Annotated in this window: 23 protein-coding genes; 4 read left to right on the top strand and 19 right to left on the bottom strand. The window is 59.1% G+C overall.

Annotation, left to right across the window (positions count from 1 at the left end; all coding sequences use genetic code 11):
- Nucleotides 1-21: 21 nt before the first annotated feature.
- Nucleotides 22-1242 (bottom strand): dipeptidase, encoded by a 1221-nt coding sequence (locus HDF12_RS08400; protein ID WP_306458000.1) that lies wholly within the window; start codon nt 1240-1242, stop codon nt 22-24.
- 340 nt (nt 1243-1582) lie between these two features.
- Here HDF12_RS08400 and HDF12_RS08405 point away from each other — a divergent pair, with 340 nt between their 5' ends.
- Complete coding sequence (locus tag HDF12_RS08405; protein ID WP_179582062.1) at nt 1583-1783, top strand: hypothetical protein; 201 nt, start codon at nt 1583-1585, stop codon at nt 1781-1783.
- A 76-nt stretch (nt 1784-1859) separates the two neighbouring features.
- On the opposite strand, the gene HDF12_RS08410 is transcribed toward HDF12_RS08405, so the two are convergent.
- The 17 genes from HDF12_RS08410 to HDF12_RS08490 all read right to left on the bottom strand — a co-directional run bounded on the left by HDF12_RS08410 (nt 1860) and on the right by HDF12_RS08490 (nt 14898).
- On the bottom strand, nt 1860-2255 hold the full coding sequence (locus tag HDF12_RS08410; protein ID WP_179582063.1) for a GlcG/HbpS family heme-binding protein: 396 nt from the start codon (nt 2253-2255) through the stop codon (nt 1860-1862).
- A gap of 132 nt (nt 2256-2387) precedes the next feature.
- Nucleotides 2388-2600: a hypothetical protein gene (locus tag HDF12_RS08415; protein ID WP_179582064.1), complete on the bottom strand. Its 213-nt coding sequence runs from the start codon at nt 2598-2600 to the stop codon at nt 2388-2390.
- A 28-nt stretch (nt 2601-2628) separates the two neighbouring features.
- The gene (locus HDF12_RS22835) at nt 2629-2748 is read right to left on the bottom strand and encodes an energy transducer TonB (protein ID WP_179582065.1); all 120 of its coding nucleotides are present in this window, start codon (nt 2746-2748) and stop codon (nt 2629-2631) included.
- Nucleotides 2745-3005, bottom strand: a complete 261-nt coding sequence (locus tag HDF12_RS08425) for a hypothetical protein (RefSeq protein ID WP_179582066.1) — start codon at nt 3003-3005, stop codon at nt 2745-2747. Before HDF12_RS08425 ends, HDF12_RS22835 begins: the two co-directional genes overlap by 4 nt.
- Nucleotides 3006-3103: 98 nt before the next feature.
- A complete protein-coding gene (gene sdhB, locus HDF12_RS08430) occupies nt 3104-3865 on the bottom strand; it encodes a succinate dehydrogenase iron-sulfur subunit (RefSeq protein ID WP_179582067.1) in 762 nt (253 codons plus the stop codon).
- Nucleotides 3866-3962: 97 nt separating this feature from the next.
- Nucleotides 3963-4163 carry a hypothetical protein gene (locus HDF12_RS08435; protein ID WP_179582068.1) on the bottom strand — a complete coding sequence of 67 codons (201 nt, stop codon included), beginning with the start codon at nt 4161-4163 and terminating at the stop codon, nt 3963-3965.
- Between the two features lie 319 nt (nt 4164-4482).
- Nucleotides 4483-6255 (bottom strand): succinate dehydrogenase flavoprotein subunit, encoded by a 1773-nt coding sequence (gene sdhA / locus HDF12_RS08440; RefSeq protein WP_179582069.1) that lies wholly within the window; start codon nt 6253-6255, stop codon nt 4483-4485.
- Between the two features lie 348 nt (nt 6256-6603).
- A complete protein-coding gene (locus tag HDF12_RS08445) occupies nt 6604-7419 on the bottom strand; it encodes a succinate dehydrogenase/fumarate reductase transmembrane subunit (protein WP_179582070.1) in 816 nt (271 codons plus the stop codon).
- Between the two features lie 184 nt (nt 7420-7603).
- Nucleotides 7604-7987 (bottom strand): VOC family protein, encoded by a 384-nt coding sequence (locus tag HDF12_RS08450; protein WP_179582071.1) that lies wholly within the window; start codon nt 7985-7987, stop codon nt 7604-7606.
- Nucleotides 7988-7999: 12 nt separating this feature from the next.
- Nucleotides 8000-8629 carry a non-canonical purine NTP pyrophosphatase gene (locus HDF12_RS08455; RefSeq protein ID WP_179582072.1) on the bottom strand — a complete coding sequence of 210 codons (630 nt, stop codon included), beginning with the start codon at nt 8627-8629 and terminating at the stop codon, nt 8000-8002.
- A gap of 263 nt (nt 8630-8892) precedes the next feature.
- Nucleotides 8893-10263, bottom strand: a complete 1371-nt coding sequence (locus tag HDF12_RS08460; RefSeq protein ID WP_257025429.1) for a hypothetical protein — start codon at nt 10261-10263, stop codon at nt 8893-8895.
- A gap of 189 nt (nt 10264-10452) precedes the next feature.
- A complete protein-coding gene (locus tag HDF12_RS08465) occupies nt 10453-10785 on the bottom strand; it encodes a hypothetical protein (protein WP_179582074.1) in 333 nt (110 codons plus the stop codon).
- Nucleotides 10786-10866: 81 nt separating this feature from the next.
- Complete coding sequence (gene ogt, locus HDF12_RS08470; protein WP_179582075.1) at nt 10867-11415, bottom strand: methylated-DNA--[protein]-cysteine S-methyltransferase; 549 nt, start codon at nt 11413-11415, stop codon at nt 10867-10869.
- Nucleotides 11408-12910, bottom strand: coding sequence for an AlkA N-terminal domain-containing protein (locus tag HDF12_RS08475; RefSeq protein WP_179582076.1), 1503 nt, complete (start codon nt 12908-12910; stop codon nt 11408-11410). The genes ogt and HDF12_RS08475 overlap by 8 nt, the downstream gene beginning before the upstream one ends.
- Nucleotides 12911-13051: 141 nt before the next feature.
- Entirely contained in the window at nt 13052-13810 is a 759-nt protein-coding gene (locus HDF12_RS08480) for a flagellar motor protein MotB (RefSeq protein WP_179582077.1), read from the bottom strand.
- Nucleotides 13807-14592: a flagellar motor protein gene (locus tag HDF12_RS08485; RefSeq protein ID WP_179582078.1), complete on the bottom strand. Its 786-nt coding sequence runs from the start codon at nt 14590-14592 to the stop codon at nt 13807-13809. Before HDF12_RS08485 ends, HDF12_RS08480 begins: the two co-directional genes overlap by 4 nt.
- A gap of 27 nt (nt 14593-14619) precedes the next feature.
- The gene (locus tag HDF12_RS08490) at nt 14620-14898 is read right to left on the bottom strand and encodes a flagellar FlbD family protein (protein WP_179582079.1); all 279 of its coding nucleotides are present in this window, start codon (nt 14896-14898) and stop codon (nt 14620-14622) included.
- Between the two features lie 263 nt (nt 14899-15161).
- Here HDF12_RS08490 and HDF12_RS08495 point away from each other — a divergent pair, with 263 nt between their 5' ends.
- The 3 genes from HDF12_RS08495 (at nt 15162) to fliS (ending at nt 17987) form a co-directional block, all read left to right on the top strand.
- A complete protein-coding gene (locus HDF12_RS08495) occupies nt 15162-16007 on the top strand; it encodes a flagellin (protein WP_179582080.1) in 846 nt (281 codons plus the stop codon).
- A 143-nt stretch (nt 16008-16150) separates the two neighbouring features.
- Nucleotides 16151-17509, top strand: a complete 1359-nt coding sequence (gene fliD / locus HDF12_RS08500; RefSeq protein WP_179582081.1) for a flagellar filament capping protein FliD — start codon at nt 16151-16153, stop codon at nt 17507-17509.
- Between the two features lie 13 nt (nt 17510-17522).
- The gene (gene fliS / locus HDF12_RS08505; RefSeq protein WP_179582082.1) at nt 17523-17987 is read left to right on the top strand and encodes a flagellar export chaperone FliS; all 465 of its coding nucleotides are present in this window, start codon (nt 17523-17525) and stop codon (nt 17985-17987) included.
- A 136-nt stretch (nt 17988-18123) separates the two neighbouring features.
- Here the strand turns inward: fliS and HDF12_RS08510 are convergent, their stop codons facing one another.
- Complete coding sequence (locus tag HDF12_RS08510; RefSeq protein WP_179582083.1) at nt 18124-19890, bottom strand: ABC transporter ATP-binding protein; 1767 nt, start codon at nt 19888-19890, stop codon at nt 18124-18126.
- Nucleotides 19891-19903 lie beyond the last annotated feature (13 nt).

Here is a 19903-nt window from a genome sequence, read left to right on the forward strand (position 1 = left end):
GCGCGTCAGATGGCAGATTGGCTATGGGTTGTGATCGGAGGCGGCTTGCACATCGCGGAAGACGCGGAGCAGGTTGCCTCCGAGTAGTTTGTGCATGTCGTCGGCGGTGTAGCCGCGAGCCATGAGAGCGGCTGTGATCTTTGGCAGGTCGGCTGCGGAGTCAATGCCGGCGGGTGGGACCGGGATTCCGTCGAAGTCGGTGCCGATGCCGACGTGATCGATTCCGGCGATCTTGATGACGTGATCAAAGTGATCGATGAGTGAGTTGAAGGGCGCGCGGCCGATCTTTGCGGCGAACTCGCGGTCGACCTTGTCGGAGGCGGTGTAGGGGACGGGGAGGCCCTTGGCTTGGTAGTCGGCTTCGAGGGCCTGCTGTGCTTTCTTTCGTTCGGGTTCCTGTGCGGCCCAGGCTTTGCGCCAGTTCTCGTCGATGAAGGCGGGGAAGAAGTTGACCATGACGACGCCGTTGTTCTTCTTCATAGCGAGGAGCATCTCGTCGGTCATGTTGCGGGCGGCGTGAGTGAGAGCGCGGGCTGAGGAGTGGGACGCGATGACGGGAGTGCGAGTTGTGGCGATGACGTCCCAGAAGGTTTTATCGGAGACGTGGGAGATGTCGACCATCATGCCGAGGCGGTTCATCTCTGCTACGACTTGTTTGCCGAAGGGGGTGAGGCCGTTGTGATGGTGGACTTTTTCGTCCTCGATGTCGCCTGAGGAGTCGGCCCAGTTGTTGGTGTTGGACCAGGTGAGGGTCATGTAGCGGACGCCGAGGCGATAGTAGTCGCGGAGAAGGCCGAGATCGTTTTCGATGGAGTGGCCGCCTTCGATGCCCATGAGGACGGCGAACTTTCCTTGTGCGTGGGTGGCGATGATGTCGTCGGCGGAGACGCAGAGGGCGAGTTTGTCGGGGTGTTTACGGACCTGCTCGAGGGTGCCGTCGATGAGCGAGAGAGTGCGGTGGGCGCTGGCGTTGGCGGAGTATTGGCCGGGGTCGACCCAGATGGAGAAGAACTGCGCGTCGAGGTTGCCTTGTTTGGCGCTCGAGTAGTTGAGCATGCCGCCGTTGAGGGGATCGGTGAAGTCCCAGTGTTCGTCGACGAATCGTTGAGGGGTGTCGGCGTGAGTGTCGATGACGATGGCGGATTGATGGACGGCGGCGGGATCAGTCATTGATTTTGTCTGGGGGTGGGCCTGGATGGTGAGAATGAGCAGGGCAGAGACGAAGATGCCGCGTTTGTGCATGTTGGGTCGCCACACTTTCCACTGATGGGATAGCCGATTGTAGCAAGGGATGGTTTTGGTCTGCTTAGGATTTCGCGGCGCGATTTTTTTTGTTTTTTTATGCGTGGGGAAAGATGATTTTTGGGGGGATTTTGAGAAAAAGTCGGTGATTGGTGTGGTGTTTTTGGGGTGTGGTTGTGGTGAATTGTGTGGCTAACGTGGTGTTGTTGCACCACATTTTTGAATGACGAAAAATGCGCCAAGTTTTTCGAAGTTTTTTATTTTTTTGACGTACGTAAGGCTTGGATGGCGGAGCAACCTCGAGACAGTGCGATGCCATCTGTCTAGGGAGAGGTGATGTATGGCACAGGGTATGAATTCTTCGAAGACCGGAGCACGTCCTTCCCACGAAGCGATTGAATCAAACGCATCTGCAACTGAAGTTGGCAAGACGAAGCAGGAGAAGATGGACCACGCGGCGATGCAGAGTGCAAAACGTGCTGAGAACCGGATTCATTCGAACGAAGAGACCACTCCGGCTAACTCAATCTTTTCGAAGTGATTGCTTAGCAGAGCAGTAACGAGGCGGAGATGCCCCGCGGGCCGGCGGGGCGTCTCCGTGTTTGTTTGAGGGCTTTTTAGAGAGCGGCTGCGCCGGCTTCGGCTACAGAGTGATCCTGAACTCCTGAGCCTCCGCTGACTCCGATGGCGCCTACTACCTTGCCTTCTTTTTTGAGGGGAATGCCACCGGCGAAGATCATGACTTTGCCGTTGTTTGAGGCATGGATGCCGAAGAACTGGTTGCCGGATTGTGAGTTGTCGCCGAGGTCTTTGGTGGTGATGTCGAAGGCGCGGGAGGTCCAGGCCTTCTTTTGGGCGATGTCGATGGAGCCGAGCCAGGCGTTGGCCATGCGCTCGAAGGCGATGAGGTTTCCGCCTTCATCGACTACGGCTACGTTCATGGGCTGGCCTAGTTCTTCGGCCTTCTTTTCGGCGGCGGCGATGATGCGGCGGGCGTCTGCTAGTTGGATCATTTTTTCTCCTGATACGAGCTTATCGGTTTGACGCTTATGGTGCGGTTGAGTGGCTTGTATTTTGACGCGAGCGAGGTGGGATTTTACCTTTCCATCCCATCACGAAGAGACTGCGATGGATGGAGCACCCGGCTATTTGTTGGAGCGAGAGAAGCTGATTAGTCTTGCTAGGCATACTGCGATCAGGAGGGCGACGCCGAGTGCGGTGAAGCCGTACATGCCCAGGACGACCAGGTACTTTGGTGTGCTGGGCCATGAGCCTCTGCCGTCGGTCATGACGAAGGCTGTGTAGGAGAGTGCGCCGAAGAGGAGTGAGAGACAACCAAGTCGAAAAAGAGTGCGCATGTGTGAGATGGCGATCTAGAACATCCGGCTAGCTTTCGAAGTGGATCTGAACGTTGAGTTCGACGCGAACCGGCTGCCCGTTTTTTCTGGAAGGTTTGAACTTGTAGCTTTGAACAGCACCGATAGCTGACTGTTCGAGTTCTTTCACAGCACTTGATCAGGGCTATTAGCTCCTTTGATGATGGTGCGGTAAATGTGAACGTTGCTCGTTGTTCCGTCAGGTTCCACATAGAAGTTCACAATCACAAAACCATTAAGCTTCGCTTTGTGAACAGACTTTGGGATGTTTGGATTGGTTGAATGAATCAAAACAGGTGCTGAAACGTCTTTTCCAATTTTAGCGATTTCCAGCGGTTGTGATTGAGAAGCCGTTGGTGGCGCCGCAGCTGCGGGATTATCTTGCAATGACTCTGGTCGTGCCAGAGACGGAAGAAGCAGGAAAACGACTAGAGAACCTGTACTCCTAAGCGATCGCGGCATCAGAGGGTGATTCAATCTACATCCTATCTTGCGAAGAGGTCTTTGACTTGCTGGATGAAGACGTCGCGGCCCATGTCGGAGATGGCTTCGGTGAGGGGGAGCTGTTTGGGGCAGGCCTGGACGCAGTTTTGTGCGAAGCCGCACTCCTGAATGCCGCCATCTCCTGCTAAGGCGCGGAGGCGTTCTTCTTCGAGGACGGAGCCGGAGGGGTCCATGTTGAAGAGCTTGGCCTGAGCGATGGTGGCTGCGCCGACGAAGTTGGTGACGTCGTTGAACTGGGGGCAGACCTCCATGCAGATGGTGCAGGAGATGCAGTTCGAGAGGGGGTAGCGCTGCTCTTGGATTTGAGGAGCTTGGCGGGGGCCGGCGCCGAGGTCGTAGGAGCCGTCGATGGGGACCCAGGCTTTGACCTTCTTGAGGTTTTCGAAGAGGACGGAGCGGTCTACGGCGAGGTCGCGGACTACGGGGAACTTGGAGAGCGGGGCGAGGGTGATGGGCTGATCCCGATTTGGTCCGGTGAGCTTGTCGACCAGGGCGGAGCAGGCCATGCGGGCTTTGCCGTTGATGAGCATGGCGCAGGAGCCGCAGATCTCCTCGAGGCAGTTGGCATCGTAGGTGATAGGCGTGGTGGCGCGGCCGGAGACGTCGACGGGGTTGAGCGCGATCTCGCCGAGGAGCGAGGTGATGTTCATGCCCGGGCGATAGGGAATCTCGAATTTTTCGGTGGTGGAGGGGGCGTCCGGGGTGGACTGGCGCTTGATCTCGACTTTGATGGTGCTGGGCATGCGACTGCTCCTTAGGGCCTGCACATATCCTGTGCCTTCGGCGTGGGGGTTAGCTGGAGGCGTTTGGTGATGCGGGCTGCAGTCGGCGAGGCGTGGATTAGAAGCTGCCGGTTTTGTGCAGGCGTTCTTTCTCCAGAGTGGCGACCGCTATGCCCTCTTCTTTGCTGATCGGAAGACGGCCTTTGAGGGCCATGGTCCGCTCGTTGGGGTGAAGGTGCGTGGTGTAGAGATACATATACGTCATGACCGCTGCGTATACGAGGGCAAGGCCTATGTAGACGAAAGTGATGTTTTCCATGCCCGGTTAGACGGTGTTGGCGGGTTTTAGGGAGATCCGTCGTGTTGGGTCTTTTTGTTGCTGGCTGCCACTGTGGTGCAGCGACGAGGCGAAAAGCAGATTCCTCCGCTGCGCTGCGGAATGACAACAAAAGAACAGGCAACGGCAAGGACAACAAAAGAACAGGCAACGGCAAGGACAAATACGGGGGTCTCTCCGCTTCGGCGGCAAAGTGCGCCACCTTCGGTCGAGATGACGATTTTTGTGGGTAGGCTGGCATCTGTTTAGGACGGTGTTTGTCAGGCTATGAGCGGGGTTGATCAGGATCTTAGGGCGTTTGTCAGGCGGTGGCGTCGTAGCGGCGGGGACGTGGGGTGATGTGGCTGATGTCTACCTCTTCGAACTCGAAGGCGGGGGCGTCGTTTTTGTAGCTGGCTTTGGTGGTTTTGAGGAACTTTTCGTCGTTGCGTTCGGGGAAGTCGGGTTTGTAGTGGGCTCCGCGGGATTCGTCGCGGAGACGTGCGCCCTGGACGATGACGCGGCCGAGTTCGAGCATGTTGTAGAGCTGGCGGGTGAAGGCGAAGCTGGTGTTGGCCCACTGGCTCTTGTCGGAGAGGTTGACGTTGCGGTAGCGGTCGAGGAGTTCGACGATCTTGGCGTCGGCTTCGTCGAGGCCAGCGTTATAGCGGATGATGGTGGCGTGCTTGGTCATGGTGTCGCCCAGTTCGCGCCAGAGCTTGAAGGGGTTTTCGGTACCCTTGTTGTTGAGCAGGGCGTTGTTGAACTCCTTCTGACGGGCGAGTTCGGCGGCGTGGCCACCGTCGCCTTCCGGCGCGGGGAGGGCCTTGGCGTAGGCGAGGGCGTGGGGGCCGGCGACGAAGCCTCCGTAGATGCAGGAGAGGAGGCTGTTGGCTCCGAGTCGATTGGCGCCATGAATCGAATAATCTGCTTCTCCGGCTGCATAAACGCCGGGGATATTGGTGCGCTGGTCGAAGTCGATCCAGAGGCCGCCCATGGTGTAGTGCATGCCGGGGAAGATCTTCATGGGGACTTCGCGGGGGTCGTCGCCAACGAACTTCTCGTAGATCTCGAGGATGCCTTCCAGTTTGTTGAGGCGTTCCTTGGGGAGGTGGGTGAGGTCGAGGTAGACCATGGGCTGGCCATCGATGCCCATGCCGTGCTCGTAGACGACTTTGAAGATGGCGCGGGTGGCGACGTCGCGGGGGACGAGGTTGCCGTACTTGGGGTACCACTCTTCGAGGAAGTACCAGCGATCGGACTCGGGGATGGAGCGGGCTACGCGCTTGTCGTTCTTGTCTTTGGGGACCCAGACGCGGCCGCCTTCGCCTCGGGCGGACTCGGACATGAGGCGGAGCTTGTCTTCGCCGGGGATGGCGGTGGGGTGGACCTGGATGAACTCGCCGTTCGCGTAGAAGGCTCCCTGCTGGTAAAGTGCTGATTGAGCTGAGCCGGTGCAAACTACTGAGTTGGTGGACTTTCCGAAGATGGCTCCGTTGCCTCCGGTGCAGATGATGATTGCGTCGGCGGGGAATGTTCTCGTCTCCATCGACCGGAGATCCATGGCGCAGATGCCTCGGGCTTCGCCCTTGGAGCCCAGGACGGCGGAGAGAAACTCCCAGCCTTCGTACTTGGTGACTTTGCCTTCGGCTTCGTATCTTCTTACTTGCTCATCCAGGGCGTAGAGGAGTTGCTGGCCGGTTGTTGCTCCTGCGAAGGCGGTGCGCTGGTAGAGGGTGCCTCCGAAGCGGCGGAAGTCGAGGAGGCCTTCGGGGGTGCGGTTGAAGGGGACGCCCATGCGGTCGAGGAGATCGATGATGGCGGGGCCCTGGGCGGTCATGTTTTTGACGGGGGTCTGGTTGGCGAGGAAGTCGCCGCCGTAGACGGTGTCGTCGAAGTGCTTGAGGACGGAGTCGCCTTCGCCTTTGAGGTCCTTGGCGGCGTTGATGCCTCCCTGGGCGCAGACGGAGTGGGAGCGCTTGACGGGGACGATGGAGAAGAGGTCGACCTTGCCGCCCGCTTCGGCGATCTTAATGACGGCGGCTAGTCCGGCTAGTCCGCCGCCTACTACGATGATTCTGGGTGTTGCTGCCATGAGCTTCTTCCTAGTGAAATCTGATTATCTATGTCTTTGTCGAAACAACCACAGAGCAACGAAGCTCCATAAGAATCCGATCACGATGGTCGTCGTCAGCCGGATATAAAATCGCGCTCGCCATTCGGTTGGATTTGCATACGGGTACGCTGTCATCCATACGTCGAACATCACCTGATAGAGACTGCACAGGCCGGCGAGTGACAGGGCGACCAACGAAAGACTGGCCCATTTGACCTTAGAACGAAACATCCCTTGAAACATCATGATTGCCTTCAGCTTTACGAACGATCTGAAAATTCAAACAGGAACGAAGAATTGATCAATCAATCCAATAGCCAAGCAGCTTTACCGAACCTCGCCCGGTTGGTCTGGGTTTGTTGAATTTGGTGGTGGGACTGTTGGGGCGGGTAGGGCTATGCCGGCCGGTTGGGCGGGCATTACGTCGACGGGAGCGTTCGGGTACATGTAGACGACGGCGTAGATGCTGGCGAGGCCCATGATGCAGAGAGCAAGGCCGAAGGCGGTGCAGACGTAGCCGAATTTCTTGCGAGCCTTTTCGCCGGGGGTGATGCCCCACTTGGCGGCGAAGAGCCAGATGCCGTAGGCGAAGTGCCACGTGGTGGCGATCATCGCGATGACGTAGATGGCGAGCATCCAGGGGTTCGAAAGTTCAACCTGTACTTTATGGAAGGCTGCGCCGGGGTTCTCGGGGAGGGAGATGCCGCTGAAGCGCTGTCGCCAGACGTGCTGGACGATATAGAAGAAGGCGATGATGCCGGTGATGCGCTGGGAGAGGTACATCCAGTTGGAGGCCCAAGGGTAGACGTTGACGCTGACGCGGCCGCGGAAGGCGATGAAGAGTCCGTAGAGGGCGTGGAAGGCGAGGGGGATGAAGATGAAGGCCCACTCGAGAACGCGTACCAGCGGGAGGGAGTTGAGGAACTTGACCTGCTGGGCGTAGGCGAGGGGCCCGTTGAGGGTCTCGAAGTTGGAGACGATGTGCTCGACGAGGAAGGCGCCGATGGGGATGATGCCGGAGAGGGAGTGGAGTTTGTGCCAGAGGAAGGAGTGGCCCTGGCCGGCGCGGAGAGGTTGCACACCCTTGAGCGTTCCCTGGGAATGGGGGGTGGCAGGAGGTGCTGGCGAGGCGGCGGTGGCCATGGGGACTCCTTGAAATCGTGATGGATGCACTTGGGCTGAGGTGTAAAAAGTGCAGCACCGCGATTATTCCGCCTGGGATTGGCAGCGTCAAGGAAAGTGCTGGATTTTGTGCGGTTATCGTTATGTTTGTGCGATTAAGTCGCATCGCGTCGATTACCGGTGTGCTTCTGATTCTTGCGAGGCTTTATTCCGACGCTGGGCGGCAGTAGAACTCGAGGCGGAATCCGTTGGGGTCGTTGAACCAGATGTACTCTTTGCCGCCGTGGGAGTCGATGCCGATTCCGCTGTGTTTGAGGCCGGAGTTGTTGAGGTGATCCTCGATTTTGCGGAGGTCGGCGGGATCATGAACTCCGAGGGCGAGGTGGTTCAGGCCGGGCAACTCTTTGTTGTAGGGGGCGGAGGGTTTGGCGGAGGGTGTGAAGAAAAGGGTGGCGTCACCGATCTTGTAAACCAGGAAGTCTTTGCCTTGTGCGGTGGGTTCGCCGAGGAGTGCGCGATAGAACTTTGCTGTCGGTTCTAAGTCTTCGACGCGGAAGACGAGGTGATCGATGTAGAGAGTGGGTAGCATGCGGGAAGTCTATCAAGCATGTGGAAGCAGTTGCGGGAGCAGGGCGGCGAAGGCTCGGCCGCGGTGGCTGAAGGTGAGCTTGGAGGTTAGGTCGAGCTCTGCCATGGTTTTGTTTTGAGCGGGGAGGTAGAAGAGGGGGTCGTAGCCGAAGCCTTCGGTGCCGCGTGGGGCGGGGAGGATCTCGCCTTCGACGGTTCCGTGGCCGATGGCGAGGATGCGGCCGTTGCGTGCGGCGGCGAGGACGCAGTGGTAGCGGGCGCTGCGCTCGGTGAGAGGGATGCCGGTGAGGTTGGAGAGGAGATAGAGGTTGTTGCGCTCGTCGGGGGTGTGAGGAACGTTGTCGGGCAAGTCTCTCGGGGAGAAGTTGTGATCATCGGCGTAGCGGGCGGAGCGGACGCCGGGCGCTCCGTGGAGGGCGTCGACTTCGAGGCCAGAGTCGTCGGCGATGACGATTTCGCCGGGGGCGTGGTGGGAGTAGAAGATGGCTTTAATGCGGGCGTTGCCTTCGAAGGTGGGCTCGTCTTCTGCGGGTGCGGGGATTTGTTTGAGGTTGGGTAGGGGAGTGAGTGTGATTTGCGGAGAGGCTGTGGCGGCGAAGTCGCGAAGCTTGCCTGGGTTGGTGGTGGCGACGAAGAGATTCATGATCTATTGGTATAACTTTAGCGGCTTTGCTGGAACTTGAGTGACGATGATTTGCAGTGGTATAAGGGTCAACTCATTGACGTTTCCTGACGATGGTCGTTAATGCCAACGGCAACCGCAGATCCCTACGGGATGACAACAAAAGAACAGGCAACGACAAATGCCAACGGCAACTGCAGGTCCCTACGGGATGACAACAAAAGAACAGGCAACGACAAAAGCAAAGGCCGAGGCAGTGGCCTTGGGCGGATGAAGAGCGCCAGTTACCTGGTGATGCGGAAGCGGACGAAGGCTACGACGCCAAAGGGGTGGGCTCCGTAGGTTGAGATGAGGGGCGCGGGTGTGGTGTAGGTGGTGAACTGAGCTCCTGGGGCGGCGAGGAGGTGGGGGGCTACACGGTAGTCACGGTCGTAGCCGAAGGAGTAGGCGGCGACGTGGCCAATGGGAGATTCGGTGAAGTTGGGTGGGAGCGCCGAACCGGGGGTGAGGAGGAGTTCATTGGAGCGGCCGGCGTTTTCGATGCGGGTCCAGACGTAGTTGCGGGTGCGGAACTTCAGGAGCGATTCGAGGAGGTAGGAGTTTTCTTTGCTGTTGTCGGTGAGGGATTTTGTGCGGCCCCAGATGAGGCTATTTGACCAGTTGTTGGCGTGGCCGCCGTCTGGCGTTGAGCGGCCGAAGGGGAGGTTGTACATGATGGAGGCGGTTTGGCGCTGTTGGTCTTCGCGTGGGTAGAGGGCTTCGGGGCTGACGATGTGGGCGATGGAGAATTGGGTGCTGATGTTTTTTGTTGGTGCGAAGGTGATGCGGGAGGAGTAGCTGTCGATGGCGTGGCCGTTGGGGGAGGGTTGGAAGCCCCAGCGCTGTTCGGTGGGTTCGGCGCCGTGAAAGCCTGACTCTTCGAAGCGAAGCCAGCGCCAGGTGATGCCGCCGGTGAAGACGTTGAAGGCGATGTGGGTGGAGTCTTCCTGATGATGACCGAGAGCGGCGATAGGATCTTCGGAGGCCGAGAGGCGATGCGGGTAGGCGGTGGGGCCAATGGCGGGATCGCCTACGGGGGCGGCGTAGAGGCTGAGAAGGGTTTGTTTGCCGAGGCGGAGGTCGTAGAGGGCGGCTACTTCCATGAAGAAGTCGTGCGGGTGCTGGCCGTCGATGATGGGTTTGCCGAAGGCGGTTTCGCCTTGCTGAAAGAGCTCGGGGAACCGGCGGCTGCTGATGGTGGCGGGTTCGAGCGAGAGCATGGTGCGGAGGGTGAGTTGGCCGTATTGGCCGTGGTCGCCGAGTTGGCGCATGGCCATGGGCATGATCCAGTTGGTGGAGAAGAGCTTGTCGCCGCCGCGAGTGACGGGGGTTGCGCAGGGGAGGTTGAACTGCGTGCAGGTGTCAGGGGATGGGCCAGTGGGGTTGGAGGCGGCGTGCTGCTGCGTCTCGGAGATGGAGGCGGTGCCGTGGAGCATGAGCATCCATCCGCGATAGCTGCGCATGATCATGGAGACGGGAGTGGAGGCGGGTTCGGCGCTGGTGCCGGAGGTGGTGTGATTGAGGATGGTGTCGATGAGGTTTGATGGCGGCTTCATCATGTCCATGTCCATCTTCATGGAGGGCGTCGCGGTGGTGGATGCTTGAGGGGAGTCCATTTGCATGCCTGGCATGTTGGGCATGGAACTTTGACCTGTCTGGGACAGGGCGAGAGGCGGAGCTAAAAAGAACGATGAGAGCAGGGCCGCTTGCAGGATGGAGCGCATGGAGATTCCTTGTCTTGAGGCGTGCGTTGTCGGGAGGCAGCGCGGGAGGACGCTGTGACACGGCGCTAGATCAAGAAGGAATCAGATTCGAAGCGGAGTGCGGGGAGGAAGCGGCGGTGGAGCGGCCCATCGTGGGGCGGCTGCGTCCAGCGGGATGAAGATTTTATTGGAGGATGCGAAGACGGCGACAACGTGAAGTTGGGCCTGCGTCTCGACCGGTTTGGAGACGATCGCAGACGGCTGTTGTTGCTGCGCGCTACAACAGGCGGGAGAGTGGTGATCGAGCGGAGATTGTTTCGGGCAATGATCGCATGAGGATTGCTTCGGTAGCGAAAGCTCTGCACAGGTCGCTGCGCTGACGGCGATCGTCAGGAGGCAGAGCAACGTTGCGAAGAGGTGAAGAGCTTTTTTCATCGTTGTGAAGTTTGACGAAGAAGCGAGGGCGTTGGATACATTTGTCCCAAGAATTATTTTTTTGCTGTTGCGATTGTATTCTCAAGTGAGTTTTAGCGTAAGGTGTGCGGGCTGGTGTTTGTTTTCATGCTCCAGGAGCCAGCGTTTGCGCTCGATGCCTCCACCGTAGCCTGTGAGGGAGCCGTTGGATCCGATGACGCGGTGACAGGGGACGACCACTCCGATGGGGTTGGAGCCGTTGGCGAGCCCGACTGCTCTGACGGCTTTGGGCCTGCCGATCTGCGCGGCCAGCTTTCCATAGGAGAGGTTTGTGCCGTGTGGAATCTGTCGCAGTGCGCGCCAGACCTCGCGTTGAAATGGCGTGCCAGCTGTGCGTACCGGGAGCTCGTTTATCGCGGCAAGCTCTCCTGCGAAGTAACGCTTCATCACATTGGATAAGCCAGACGGATTATTGGCTGGCTCAAGCTTGAACCCGTTGCGACCATAGTGAAGCCGCAAGGACTTTTGCAGGCGCTCTTCATGATCTGTCCATTCAATGGCGCGTAGGTTTCCGTCATGATCGGCCACGATGATCATCTCGCCGATTGGTGTGTCGAATCGATCTGTTAGCAGACTCAAAGGTTCAGGCATGTGCTCCCTCGGTGTGCAGGATTTCGTTTGCGTTTGCGGCCCACAGGTGCTGAGCCGCATAGGCGCGCCACGGTCTCCAGGAATCGGCGCGATGAAGAAGACTCTTTGGAGTTGCTGGTGCTCCATCGACCTTTGCAACGCCGCGAAGTAAGCCGATGTCCGAGGCGGGGAAGGCGTCCATCTCGCGGATTGCTCGGAGGGCGATGTATTGGGCCGTCCACTCGCCGATGCCGGGAATGGTGCGCAGACGTGCGATGGCTTCTTCGATTGTCCCAAAGGGACGGAACAGGTTGGGGTCATCGGTGGCAGCCTGCGCCAGCGCCTTCAACGATGCTAAGCGTGCAGCCGGCATGCCCAGTCCTAGTGACTTTGCGGTGGCGAGACGCTTCGCGGTGGGGAAGGTATGCGTCAGACCTGGAGAGGCGCTGGGGTTTTTCGGTAGCGGCTTGCCGTGAAGCGCGACGAGTTGTCCTGCTAGCTTGCGTGCCGAAGCGACGGTGATTTGCTGGCCGAGGATTGCGCGCACAGCCAGTTCGAAGCCATCCCAGCCTCCCGGCGCTCGCAGGCCTGGATGAAGCGCCACCCACGGTGCGAGCTGCGGATCGTGCGAGAGGTGTGCGTCGATCGTCTCGATGTCCGCGCCGAGGTCGAAGAGGCGACGCACCCGAGCTACGATTGCAGGCAGTGACTGCACGGACGTGAAGTGGATGGTTACGCTGAGGCTCTGTTGGTGCGGGAGGTGAGTCACGGCGATACTCCCAACTGATCCGTCAATCTCAACGGTGCGCCGGTAGCATCCCTTCTCTACAACTTCGACACCGGGAATGGCACGCGCCTGTAGAAAGGTGAGCATGGACTCCCAGTCGTAGGGCGGGCGATAGCGGAGGCGGAGAGTGATACCTGCCGAGGCGTTTGGGCGGCTCACGGACGATTTTCGCCGGAGTGCGCTGGGAGGGCGATGGAAGAGCTGTTGAAACAGTTCGTTGAACCGGCGCAGGCTGTTGAAGCCCGCGGCGAGTGCAACTTCGGTCATGGGCATTCGGGTTTCATGGACGAGATGCTTGGCGAAGAGCACGCGCCGGGTCTGTGCTACGGCGATTGGAGAGGCTCCGAGGTGCTGAAGGAAGAGTCTGCGTAAGTGACGCTCGCCGACGCCCAGACGTTCGGCGAGCGCGTCTACGGTCTTGCCTTCGCTGTCGAGGGCACCGTCGGCTATAAGCGCAAGCGCGCGTGAGACGGTGTTCGAGGTTCCGCGCCACGAAGCCAGTTCGGGTGCGGTCTCCGGACGACAACGCAGGCAGGGGCGGTAGCCGGCTTCATGTGCTGCTGCTGCGGAGGGATAGAAGGTGCAGTTTTCGTACTTCGCGGTGCGGGCCGGACAGACGGGGCGGCAGTAGATTCCGGTGGATTTCACGCCGACGTACATGAGTCCGTCGAAGCGCGGATCACGGCTCTGTAGAGCCCGGTAGCACGCCTCTTTGTCGGGCAGTTCCATGTACGAAGTTTCGCATGTTGAGAGTCTCAAACTAGCGGTTTTCGGACATGGTCATTTATTGGTTTGTGACTTGAAGCTGAGCGGTCGGAGGGATCTTCTGGTCGAGTCGAAGCGTCGCGAGGAAGAGATCTCAAAAACTTGTCATTGTGAAGCTGGCTGCTTTCGCAGAAGGATGATGTCGACGCGGCGGTTCTGGGTGCGGCCGTCTTCGGTGGAGTTGCTGGCGACGGGGTGAAACTCGGCGTAACCTGCGGCGGCGAGGTTGGCGGGGTCGATGGGGCCGTGTTCGAGGAGAAGGCGCGCGATGGCGGTGGAGCGTGTGGTGGAGAGCTCCCAGTTACTGGCGAACTGCGCGGTGTGGATGGGGACGTTGTCGGTGTGGCCTTCGACCCGGAGTGGGCCTGCGGGCAAGGTGGTGGCAAGGATCGAGATCATGGGGATCGATGCCGGACGGACCTCTGCGGAGCCGGAGGGAAAGAAGCCGGCCTCATGGAGGGAGATGACGAGGCCGTCGGGGGTGATGCGCATGGCGATGCCGCCGGGAGGGATGCCACCGGCGGCGACTTGCTGGGCGATGAGTTTGCGGAGGCGGGCTTCGGTTTCTTCGAGAGTCTCGGTACTGGCTGAGGGAAGCGGCCGCACGATCGGCGAGGGAATGGAGTTGGTGATGGCGGAGGCGTTGATGTCGGTGAGCGGCGGAGTCTTCGAGTGGGCGTCGAAGGTGCCGAGGGGAGTGAAGGCGGTCTGCATCGCCTCGGAGAGCTTGAGCTGTTTCTTCTTGTCCGACTGGCTGGAGGCGAAGAGGACGACGAAGAAGGCGAAGAGCAGCGTGATGAAGTCGGCGTAAGAGACCAGCCAGCGCTCGTGGTTGACGTGTTCGGGATGTTTCTTCTTGCTCATGCGCCAACCTCTGTGGCTTTGCCGGGTTTGGGTGGATGCGAGTCGAAGAGGTAGGTGCGGAGCTTGGTCTCGATCATGCGCGGGTTCATGCCTTCGAGGATGGAGATGACTCCTTCGAGCATCATCTCCTTGATCATCTGCTCTTCGCGATGGCGGAACTTGAGCTTGCCTGCTGCGGGGAGGCAGATGAGATTGGCCATGGCGACGCCGTAGATGGTGGCGACGAAGGCGACGGCGATCCCACGGCCGACCTCATCGATGTTGGAGAGGTTCTTCATGACCTGGATGAGTCCGAGGACCGCTCCGATGATGCCGACGGTGGGAGAGTAGCCGCCGGCGGCCTCGAAGACGGCGGGGATTTTTTCTTCGATCTCGGATTTGTTGTCGAGTTCAAGCTGCATGATCTTGCGGACTTCGGCGGGTTCGGTGCCGTCAACGGCGAGCATAAGAGCTTGTCTGAGGAAGGGGTCGGAGACGGTGGAGAGGTCTGCATCGAGCGAGACGATTCCGCTTCTGCGGGCCTTGTTGGCGAAGGCTACGATCTGAGCGAGCGTGGCTTCGCCGTTCGAGCCCTTGTGGAGGAAGACTTTTACAACGGCCTTGATGGCGGCGAGAAAGATGTTCATCGGAAACTGGAGCATGACAGCGCCGAGAGTGCCCCCGATGACGATCATGGCCGCAGTGGGCTGAGTGATCTGGGCGATGCTGCCGCCTTCAACCATCATGCCGGCGAGAATGCCGATGAGGGCGAGAGCGATGCCACCAATGCTGGCGATGTCCATGGGTCTCCTCTTCCAGGATGAAGTTGGTTATTCGTGCGAGGCCTTGTGCTGTTGTTCGCGCACAATCTGTTCGGCATCGTGGGCGGATCGTGCGATGACCGAGGGGGCAGCCTCGGGCCATGCCGTGCGCAGAACGGCGGCACGGAACTCGAGAGTGAGTTGCGAGACCTCGCTGCAGGGTTCTAGGACGACGAGCTTTTCGCCGGTGACTAAGGTGAGGACGGTGTCGGGTGCGGCTTCGGCGTATTTGATGAGGTCACAGTTTACGGCGAGAGGACTACCGTTGAGGCGTGTCAGTTCGATCATGTGTGTGAGGACTCCTCCCGGATCTCTCATCGGCAGAGAAGTGACGGTCAATAGGGAGCAGGAGAGGTGACCATGACGATGGAGCGAAATGAGATTTGCGTAAAGTCGGCGCGGGGGACGCCGATGAGGGGTTTGAACGCGGAGCCTACCGCTTGGTGAACCGGATCTCACAGACTGCTTCGGCAGGGAGGTGAGTTCGCCGGTCGGGCACCAGGGACTGGCGTCGCGGTAACTCAAACCGAGCAGTACAGGAGCGTTTCCACATGTCCTTGGGCATTCTTACAAACGTTGCAGCAACCTATGCTGAGAACAACCTCAACTCGACGCAGAACAGTCTTCAGAATGTTCTCCAGCAGCTCTCCTCGGGTTCGCGCATCAACAGCGGCGCGGACGACGCGGCCGGCCTTTCGATCGCGGACGGCCTTACCGCCAACCAAGCTGCGCTGACCCAGTCGGCACAGAATGCACAGAACGGCGTGGGCTTGCTGCAGACCGCTGACGGTGCGTTGTCTCAGGTGACCAACCTTCTCGATCGCGCGGTTACGCTTGCTACCGAGGCTTCCAACGGTGGTTTGACTGCCGCTCAGTCGACTGCTGCCAACACCGAATTTCAGAGCATTCTGACTGAGATCGGCAACATCGGTAGCACCACGAACTTCAACAGTACCGGTGTCTTCAATCAGGCAGCAGGAACGACTTTCAATCTCACTGATGGTACGGCTACCGGACTCACAACCATCACCGCGGCGGCGACAGCACTTACTGCCACAAGCATCGGGGGACAAGCCTTCACCGCTGCCGACACTCTGGCTGGCGCGACGCCGCAGGCTTCGGCGCTGACCACGCTGACCGCCATTACCGCGGCGATCTCCGGCGTTTCGGCCGACCGTGGCGCGATCGGTGCCAACATCAACCAGTTGAACGCGGCTGCCAGCGTTGCCAGCTCGGAAGAGGTGAATCTCTCCTCTGCCAATAGCGCAATTCGTGCGACGAACTTCGGTCAGGCGACGAGCGATCTGGCTAAGTTCCAGGTGCTGAGCCAGACCGGTATCAGCGCTCTTGCCCAGGCGAACAGCTCACAGCAGGAGATCCTGAAGCTGCTGCAATAAGCGGATGAAAGCGACGGTGGCCACGCGAAGAGGCGTGGCCGCCGTTCTTTCGTTTTTGTGAGGGTTAGCTGCTTCTAATCTTCGATGGTCAGATCTGGCAAGGCGCTTGCTTCCTGACCGTGCAAGAAGAACGGAAAGGTGACATGGGCACTGTTGGATTAAGTTTCGGGTCGGCGACGAGTGGTCAGGGATTCGACGTGGCGTCGACGGTGACGCAGATTCAAGCGGCAAGCCAGGCCATTGAGACTCCGTGGCAGAATCAACTTACGGCCTTGAAGGCTCAGGATACGGTTCTCTCTTCGCTTGGAACAGATCTTTCGACCCTCTCTACTAGTTTGCAAAAGCTGACGGATTTTGAGGGTGTCTTCGCCGAGAAACAGGGGTCGAGCTCGAATACGGACGTGCTCAGCCTGACCTCGGCGAGCTCGACGGCGGTGGCAGGAAGTCACACGATCGTTATCGGGCAACTGGCGCAGACCTCGTCCGATGCGTCTACTTCTATTTCGAACGCGAACGACACGCTGTCGGGGAGTGTGACGATTCAGGGGCACACGTTTAATGTGGACAGCACCGATAACGACACTACACTCGCGTCTCTCTCTGCTGCGATCAACTCCGCCGGGATCGGCGTTAGCGCAAGCGTGATCACGGACTCAAGCGGGTCGCGGCTTTCGATTGTAAGTGGGACCAGCGGAGCGGCGGGACAGCTGACCATCTCTGGTTCTTTGTCTGGCGCATCCTCGGGAAATATTACCTTCCAGACTGGTGAGAATGGACAGGATGCCAACCTGACCGTCGATGGAGTATCGATTACAAGTTCGTCCAATACTGTGAGTAACGCGATTCCCGGAGTCACATTTCAACTGCTAGCGCCCTCTACCAGCCCGGTGCAGGTACAGATTACGGACGCCACTACGGACATTGCAACCGCGATAAGCAGTTTTGTTTCGGCCTATAACACGGTGGTAGGAGACATAAATACTCAGGAGCAAAGCGGCGCGGGGGGAACCTCTTCGCCGCTCCTGGGAAGTCCGATCATAGCTCAGTTGCAGGAGTCCATTACTGGATCCCTCTTCTCCGGTTCGGCAAGTGGTTCGATCAACAACATTACCCAGTTGGGAATCAGTGTCAACAATGATGGAACTCTGACACTGAGTGCGGATACCCTGACCAGCGCTCTGAACTCCAATCTGGCCGACGTGACCGGCTTTTTGCAGAACTCGGGAAGTTTCGGCCAGACGTTGGCCACCGCTCTGAACAATGCCGGGACGCAGGCGCCGAGTGGAGCCATCTATCTTGCACAGCAACAGAACAGCAGTGAGGAGACGGCGCTGAATGCGGATATTACCAACGAAAACGCAATTCTGGCGACGCAGAAGACGCAGCTGACGAATGAATTGAATGCTGCGAATCAGATTTTGCAGTCAATCCCGAGTCAACTTAATGAGGTCAATTCGGTCTTTGATTCCTTGACGGGTTTCAACCCAAATACGCAGGCATAACTTAGGAGCAAAGATGAGCTACCAAGATCAAAGTCTGTCCGGTGCGACCGGCGTCGAACTTGTTGTCGCGCTTTACGATGGTACGATTCGCTTTCTTTATCGCGCGATGCAGTGTGTGGAAGAGGACGACGTGCGGGGACGTCGCATCGCGGTGAAGAAGGTGCTCGATATCCTGACGTATCTTCAGGCGCGATTGCGGCCGGATCTCGGTGGGACGGTAGCTGCTTCGCTCGCAGACTTCTACGCGACGATGTTCACGATGACGCTGGAGGCTTCGCACCTGGAGTCGAAGGAGCAGTTTGAAGAGGTGATTGGCTTTGTTCGCAATGTCCGCGAGGCCTGGGTGGTCGTGGCGCGTGATCCGGAGGCGGGCAAGGTGTTGCCGCGAGAGCTGAGAACGCGGGAGGAGCGGTTCGTTCCGCAGACGGAGATGTATGCGCCTGTTAGCGAGGCTGCAGCTTCGGGCTGGTCGGCTTAGTTTTGTTAGCTAGTCAGCGAGTCAGCGAGTTAGCAAGTCAGCAAATCAGCGAGTTAGCAAGTCAGCGGTTGGGAAATGCGATTCGTTTCCTTGTCAGGCTTGCAGTAACTAGCTAACTAGCTAATTAGCTGACTCGCTACGTGGCTACGGCGAGCTCTTCTTCCAGACGTTGCTTTTCGAAGAGGCTGGTGTAGTAGCCGTTACGCGCGATGAGTTCTTCGTGGGTTCCCAGCTCTGCGATACGGCCGGCTACGAGGACGGCGATCTGATCGGCGTTGCGGGCTGTCGAGATTCGGTGGGAGATGAAGACGGTGGTGCGGGTGCCCATGCCTTGGCGCAGTCCGTTCAGGATGCGCTCTTCGGTGTAGGTGTCGACGCTGGCCAGGGCGTCGTCGAGGATGAGGATGCGGGGTTCGCGGATGACGGCGCGCGCGATGGCGGTGCGCTGCTTCTGGCCGCCGGAGAGGGTGATTCCGCGCTCTCCTACCATTGTCTCGAAGCCCTTGGGGAACTCAAGGATTTCGTTGCCTATGTGCGCGATGCTGGCTGCGTCCTGGACCTGCTCCTCAGAGGCGTCGGGCCTGCCGAAGGCGATGTTCTGGCGGATGGTGTCGGAGAAGAGGAAGGTCTCTTGCGGGACGAAACCGATCTGCCGGCGGATGTCGGCGAGTGGGTACGAGCGGATAGGTTCGCCATCTACCAGGACCATGCCTGGAGCTGCGTCGTGAAGACGAGGGATGAGACCGACGAGGGTTGATTTTCCGGAGCCGGTGGGGCCGACGATGGCTAACGAGGAGCCGGCTGGAATGCGGAGGTTGATGTTTTTCAAGACCGCCGGGGCGTCAGGATAGGCGAAGGTGAGATTGCGGAACTCGATCTCGCCGGCGATCTCTTCCGCGTTTTCGAAGCGATGTACTTGCTGCGGGGTGACGTCCTGATCGGTGATGGCTGGTTGCTGTTTGAGGAGCTCGTCGATGCGGACCACCGAGGCGGTGCCGCGCTGGAAGAGATTGACGACCCAGCCGACTGCGATCATGGGCCAGGTGAGCTGCACCATGTAGACGTTGAAGGAGGTGAACTGGCCAACGGAGATGTTGTGGGAGACGACTTCGTGGCCGCCTACCAGCAGCGTGATCATTAGCGAGAGGCCCAGGACGAACTCGAGGGTGGGCCAGAGCATGGCCATGAGGCGGACGAGATGCAGGCTGCGCTTGATGTACTCAAGGTTGGCGGTCTCGAAGGAGTCGATCTCAGCATCTTCCTGGGCGAAGGCTCGGATGAGGCGGGCGCCGGAGAAGTTCTCCTGTGCCTTGGCGGAGATGTCGGAGAACATGGCCTGAATGCGCTCGAAGCGGCGGTGGATGCGGTTGCCGAAGTACTGGACGAGCACCGAGGCCATGGGGAGGGGGACGAAGGCGAAGAAGGTCAGCTTCGGACTGATGCGATACATGAAGGGCAGCGCGGCCGCAGTGAAGACGATGGTGTTGGCGCTGTACATGATCGCGGGGCCGAGGAGCTGGCGGACGGCGTTGAGATCGTTGGTGGTGCGCGCCATGATGTCGCCGGTGCGGGTGGTGTGGTAGAAGCTGGGGGCCTGGCGTTCCAGATTGCTGAAGAGGTCGTTGCGGAGGTCGAACTCGATCTCGCGGGAGGCCCCGATGATGACCTGACGGGTGATGTAGAGAAAGATCGCGGACAGGACTGCGATGAGAAGAAGACGAAGGGTGTGGTGGACGACCTTGGCTTCGGTGATGCCGTGCTGCATGTCGTCGATGGCGTGGCCGATGACGATGGGGATGAGCACTTTGATGGCGTTGTAGAGGATGACCGCGACCCCACCCCAGGCGAGATTCTTCCAGTATCGCCGGAGGTAGGGTACTAGCGGTTTAAGTCGTTCCAACATAGTGATTTCTGGG

This window comes from Tunturiibacter gelidiferens (assembly GCF_013410115.1).
Classification (GTDB): Bacteria; Acidobacteriota; Terriglobia; order Terriglobales; family Acidobacteriaceae; genus Edaphobacter; species Edaphobacter gelidiferens.

What these genes read in the sequence shown, in the direction of transcription:
- fliS (WP_179582082.1), top strand. Translation starts at nt 17,523, where the DNA reads ATGAGCTACCAAGATCAAAGTCTGTCCGGTGCGACCGGCGTCGAACTT.
- HDF12_RS08405 (WP_179582062.1), top strand. Translation starts at nt 1,583, where the DNA reads ATGGCACAGGGTATGAATTCTTCGAAGACCGGAGCACGTCCTTCCCAC.
- HDF12_RS08475 (WP_179582076.1), bottom strand. Translation starts at nt 12,910, where the DNA reads ATGGAACTGCCCGACAAAGAGGCGTGCTACCGGGCTCTACAGAGCCGT.
- sdhA (WP_179582069.1), bottom strand. Translation starts at nt 6,255, where the DNA reads ATGGCAGCAACACCCAGAATCATCGTAGTAGGCGGCGGACTAGCCGGA.
- HDF12_RS08410 (WP_179582063.1), bottom strand. Translation starts at nt 2,255, where the DNA reads ATGATCCAACTAGCAGACGCCCGCCGCATCATCGCCGCCGCCGAAAAG.
- HDF12_RS08435 (WP_179582068.1), bottom strand. Translation starts at nt 4,163, where the DNA reads ATGGAAAACATCACTTTCGTCTACATAGGCCTTGCCCTCGTATACGCA.
- HDF12_RS08450 (WP_179582071.1), bottom strand. Translation starts at nt 7,987, where the DNA reads ATGCTACCCACTCTCTACATCGATCACCTCGTCTTCCGCGTCGAAGAC.
- HDF12_RS08460 (WP_257025429.1), bottom strand. Translation starts at nt 10,263, where the DNA reads ATGGACTCCCCTCAAGCATCCACCACCGCGACGCCCTCCATGAAGATG.
- ogt (WP_179582075.1), bottom strand. Translation starts at nt 11,415, where the DNA reads ATGCCTGAACCTTTGAGTCTGCTAACAGATCGATTCGACACACCAATC.
- HDF12_RS08495 (WP_179582080.1), top strand. Translation starts at nt 15,162, where the DNA reads ATGTCCTTGGGCATTCTTACAAACGTTGCAGCAACCTATGCTGAGAAC.
- HDF12_RS08480 (WP_179582077.1), bottom strand. Translation starts at nt 13,810, where the DNA reads ATGAGCAAGAAGAAACATCCCGAACACGTCAACCACGAGCGCTGGCTG.
- HDF12_RS08510 (WP_179582083.1), bottom strand. Translation starts at nt 19,890, where the DNA reads ATGTTGGAACGACTTAAACCGCTAGTACCCTACCTCCGGCGATACTGG.
- HDF12_RS08485 (WP_179582078.1), bottom strand. Translation starts at nt 14,592, where the DNA reads ATGGACATCGCCAGCATTGGTGGCATCGCTCTCGCCCTCATCGGCATT.
- HDF12_RS08400 (WP_306458000.1), bottom strand. Translation starts at nt 1,242, where the DNA reads ATGCACAAACGCGGCATCTTCGTCTCTGCCCTGCTCATTCTCACCATC.
- HDF12_RS08465 (WP_179582074.1), bottom strand. Translation starts at nt 10,785, where the DNA reads ATGAAAAAAGCTCTTCACCTCTTCGCAACGTTGCTCTGCCTCCTGACG.
- sdhB (WP_179582067.1), bottom strand. Translation starts at nt 3,865, where the DNA reads ATGCCCAGCACCATCAAAGTCGAGATCAAGCGCCAGTCCACCCCGGAC.
- HDF12_RS08490 (WP_179582079.1), bottom strand. Translation starts at nt 14,898, where the DNA reads ATGATCGAACTGACACGCCTCAACGGTAGTCCTCTCGCCGTAAACTGT.
- fliD (WP_179582081.1), top strand. Translation starts at nt 16,151, where the DNA reads ATGGGCACTGTTGGATTAAGTTTCGGGTCGGCGACGAGTGGTCAGGGA.
- HDF12_RS08415 (WP_179582064.1), bottom strand. Translation starts at nt 2,600, where the DNA reads ATGCGCACTCTTTTTCGACTTGGTTGTCTCTCACTCCTCTTCGGCGCA.
- HDF12_RS08455 (WP_179582072.1), bottom strand. Translation starts at nt 8,629, where the DNA reads ATGAATCTCTTCGTCGCCACCACCAACCCAGGCAAGCTTCGCGACTTC.
- HDF12_RS08445 (WP_179582070.1), bottom strand. Translation starts at nt 7,419, where the DNA reads ATGGCCACCGCCGCCTCGCCAGCACCTCCTGCCACCCCCCATTCCCAG.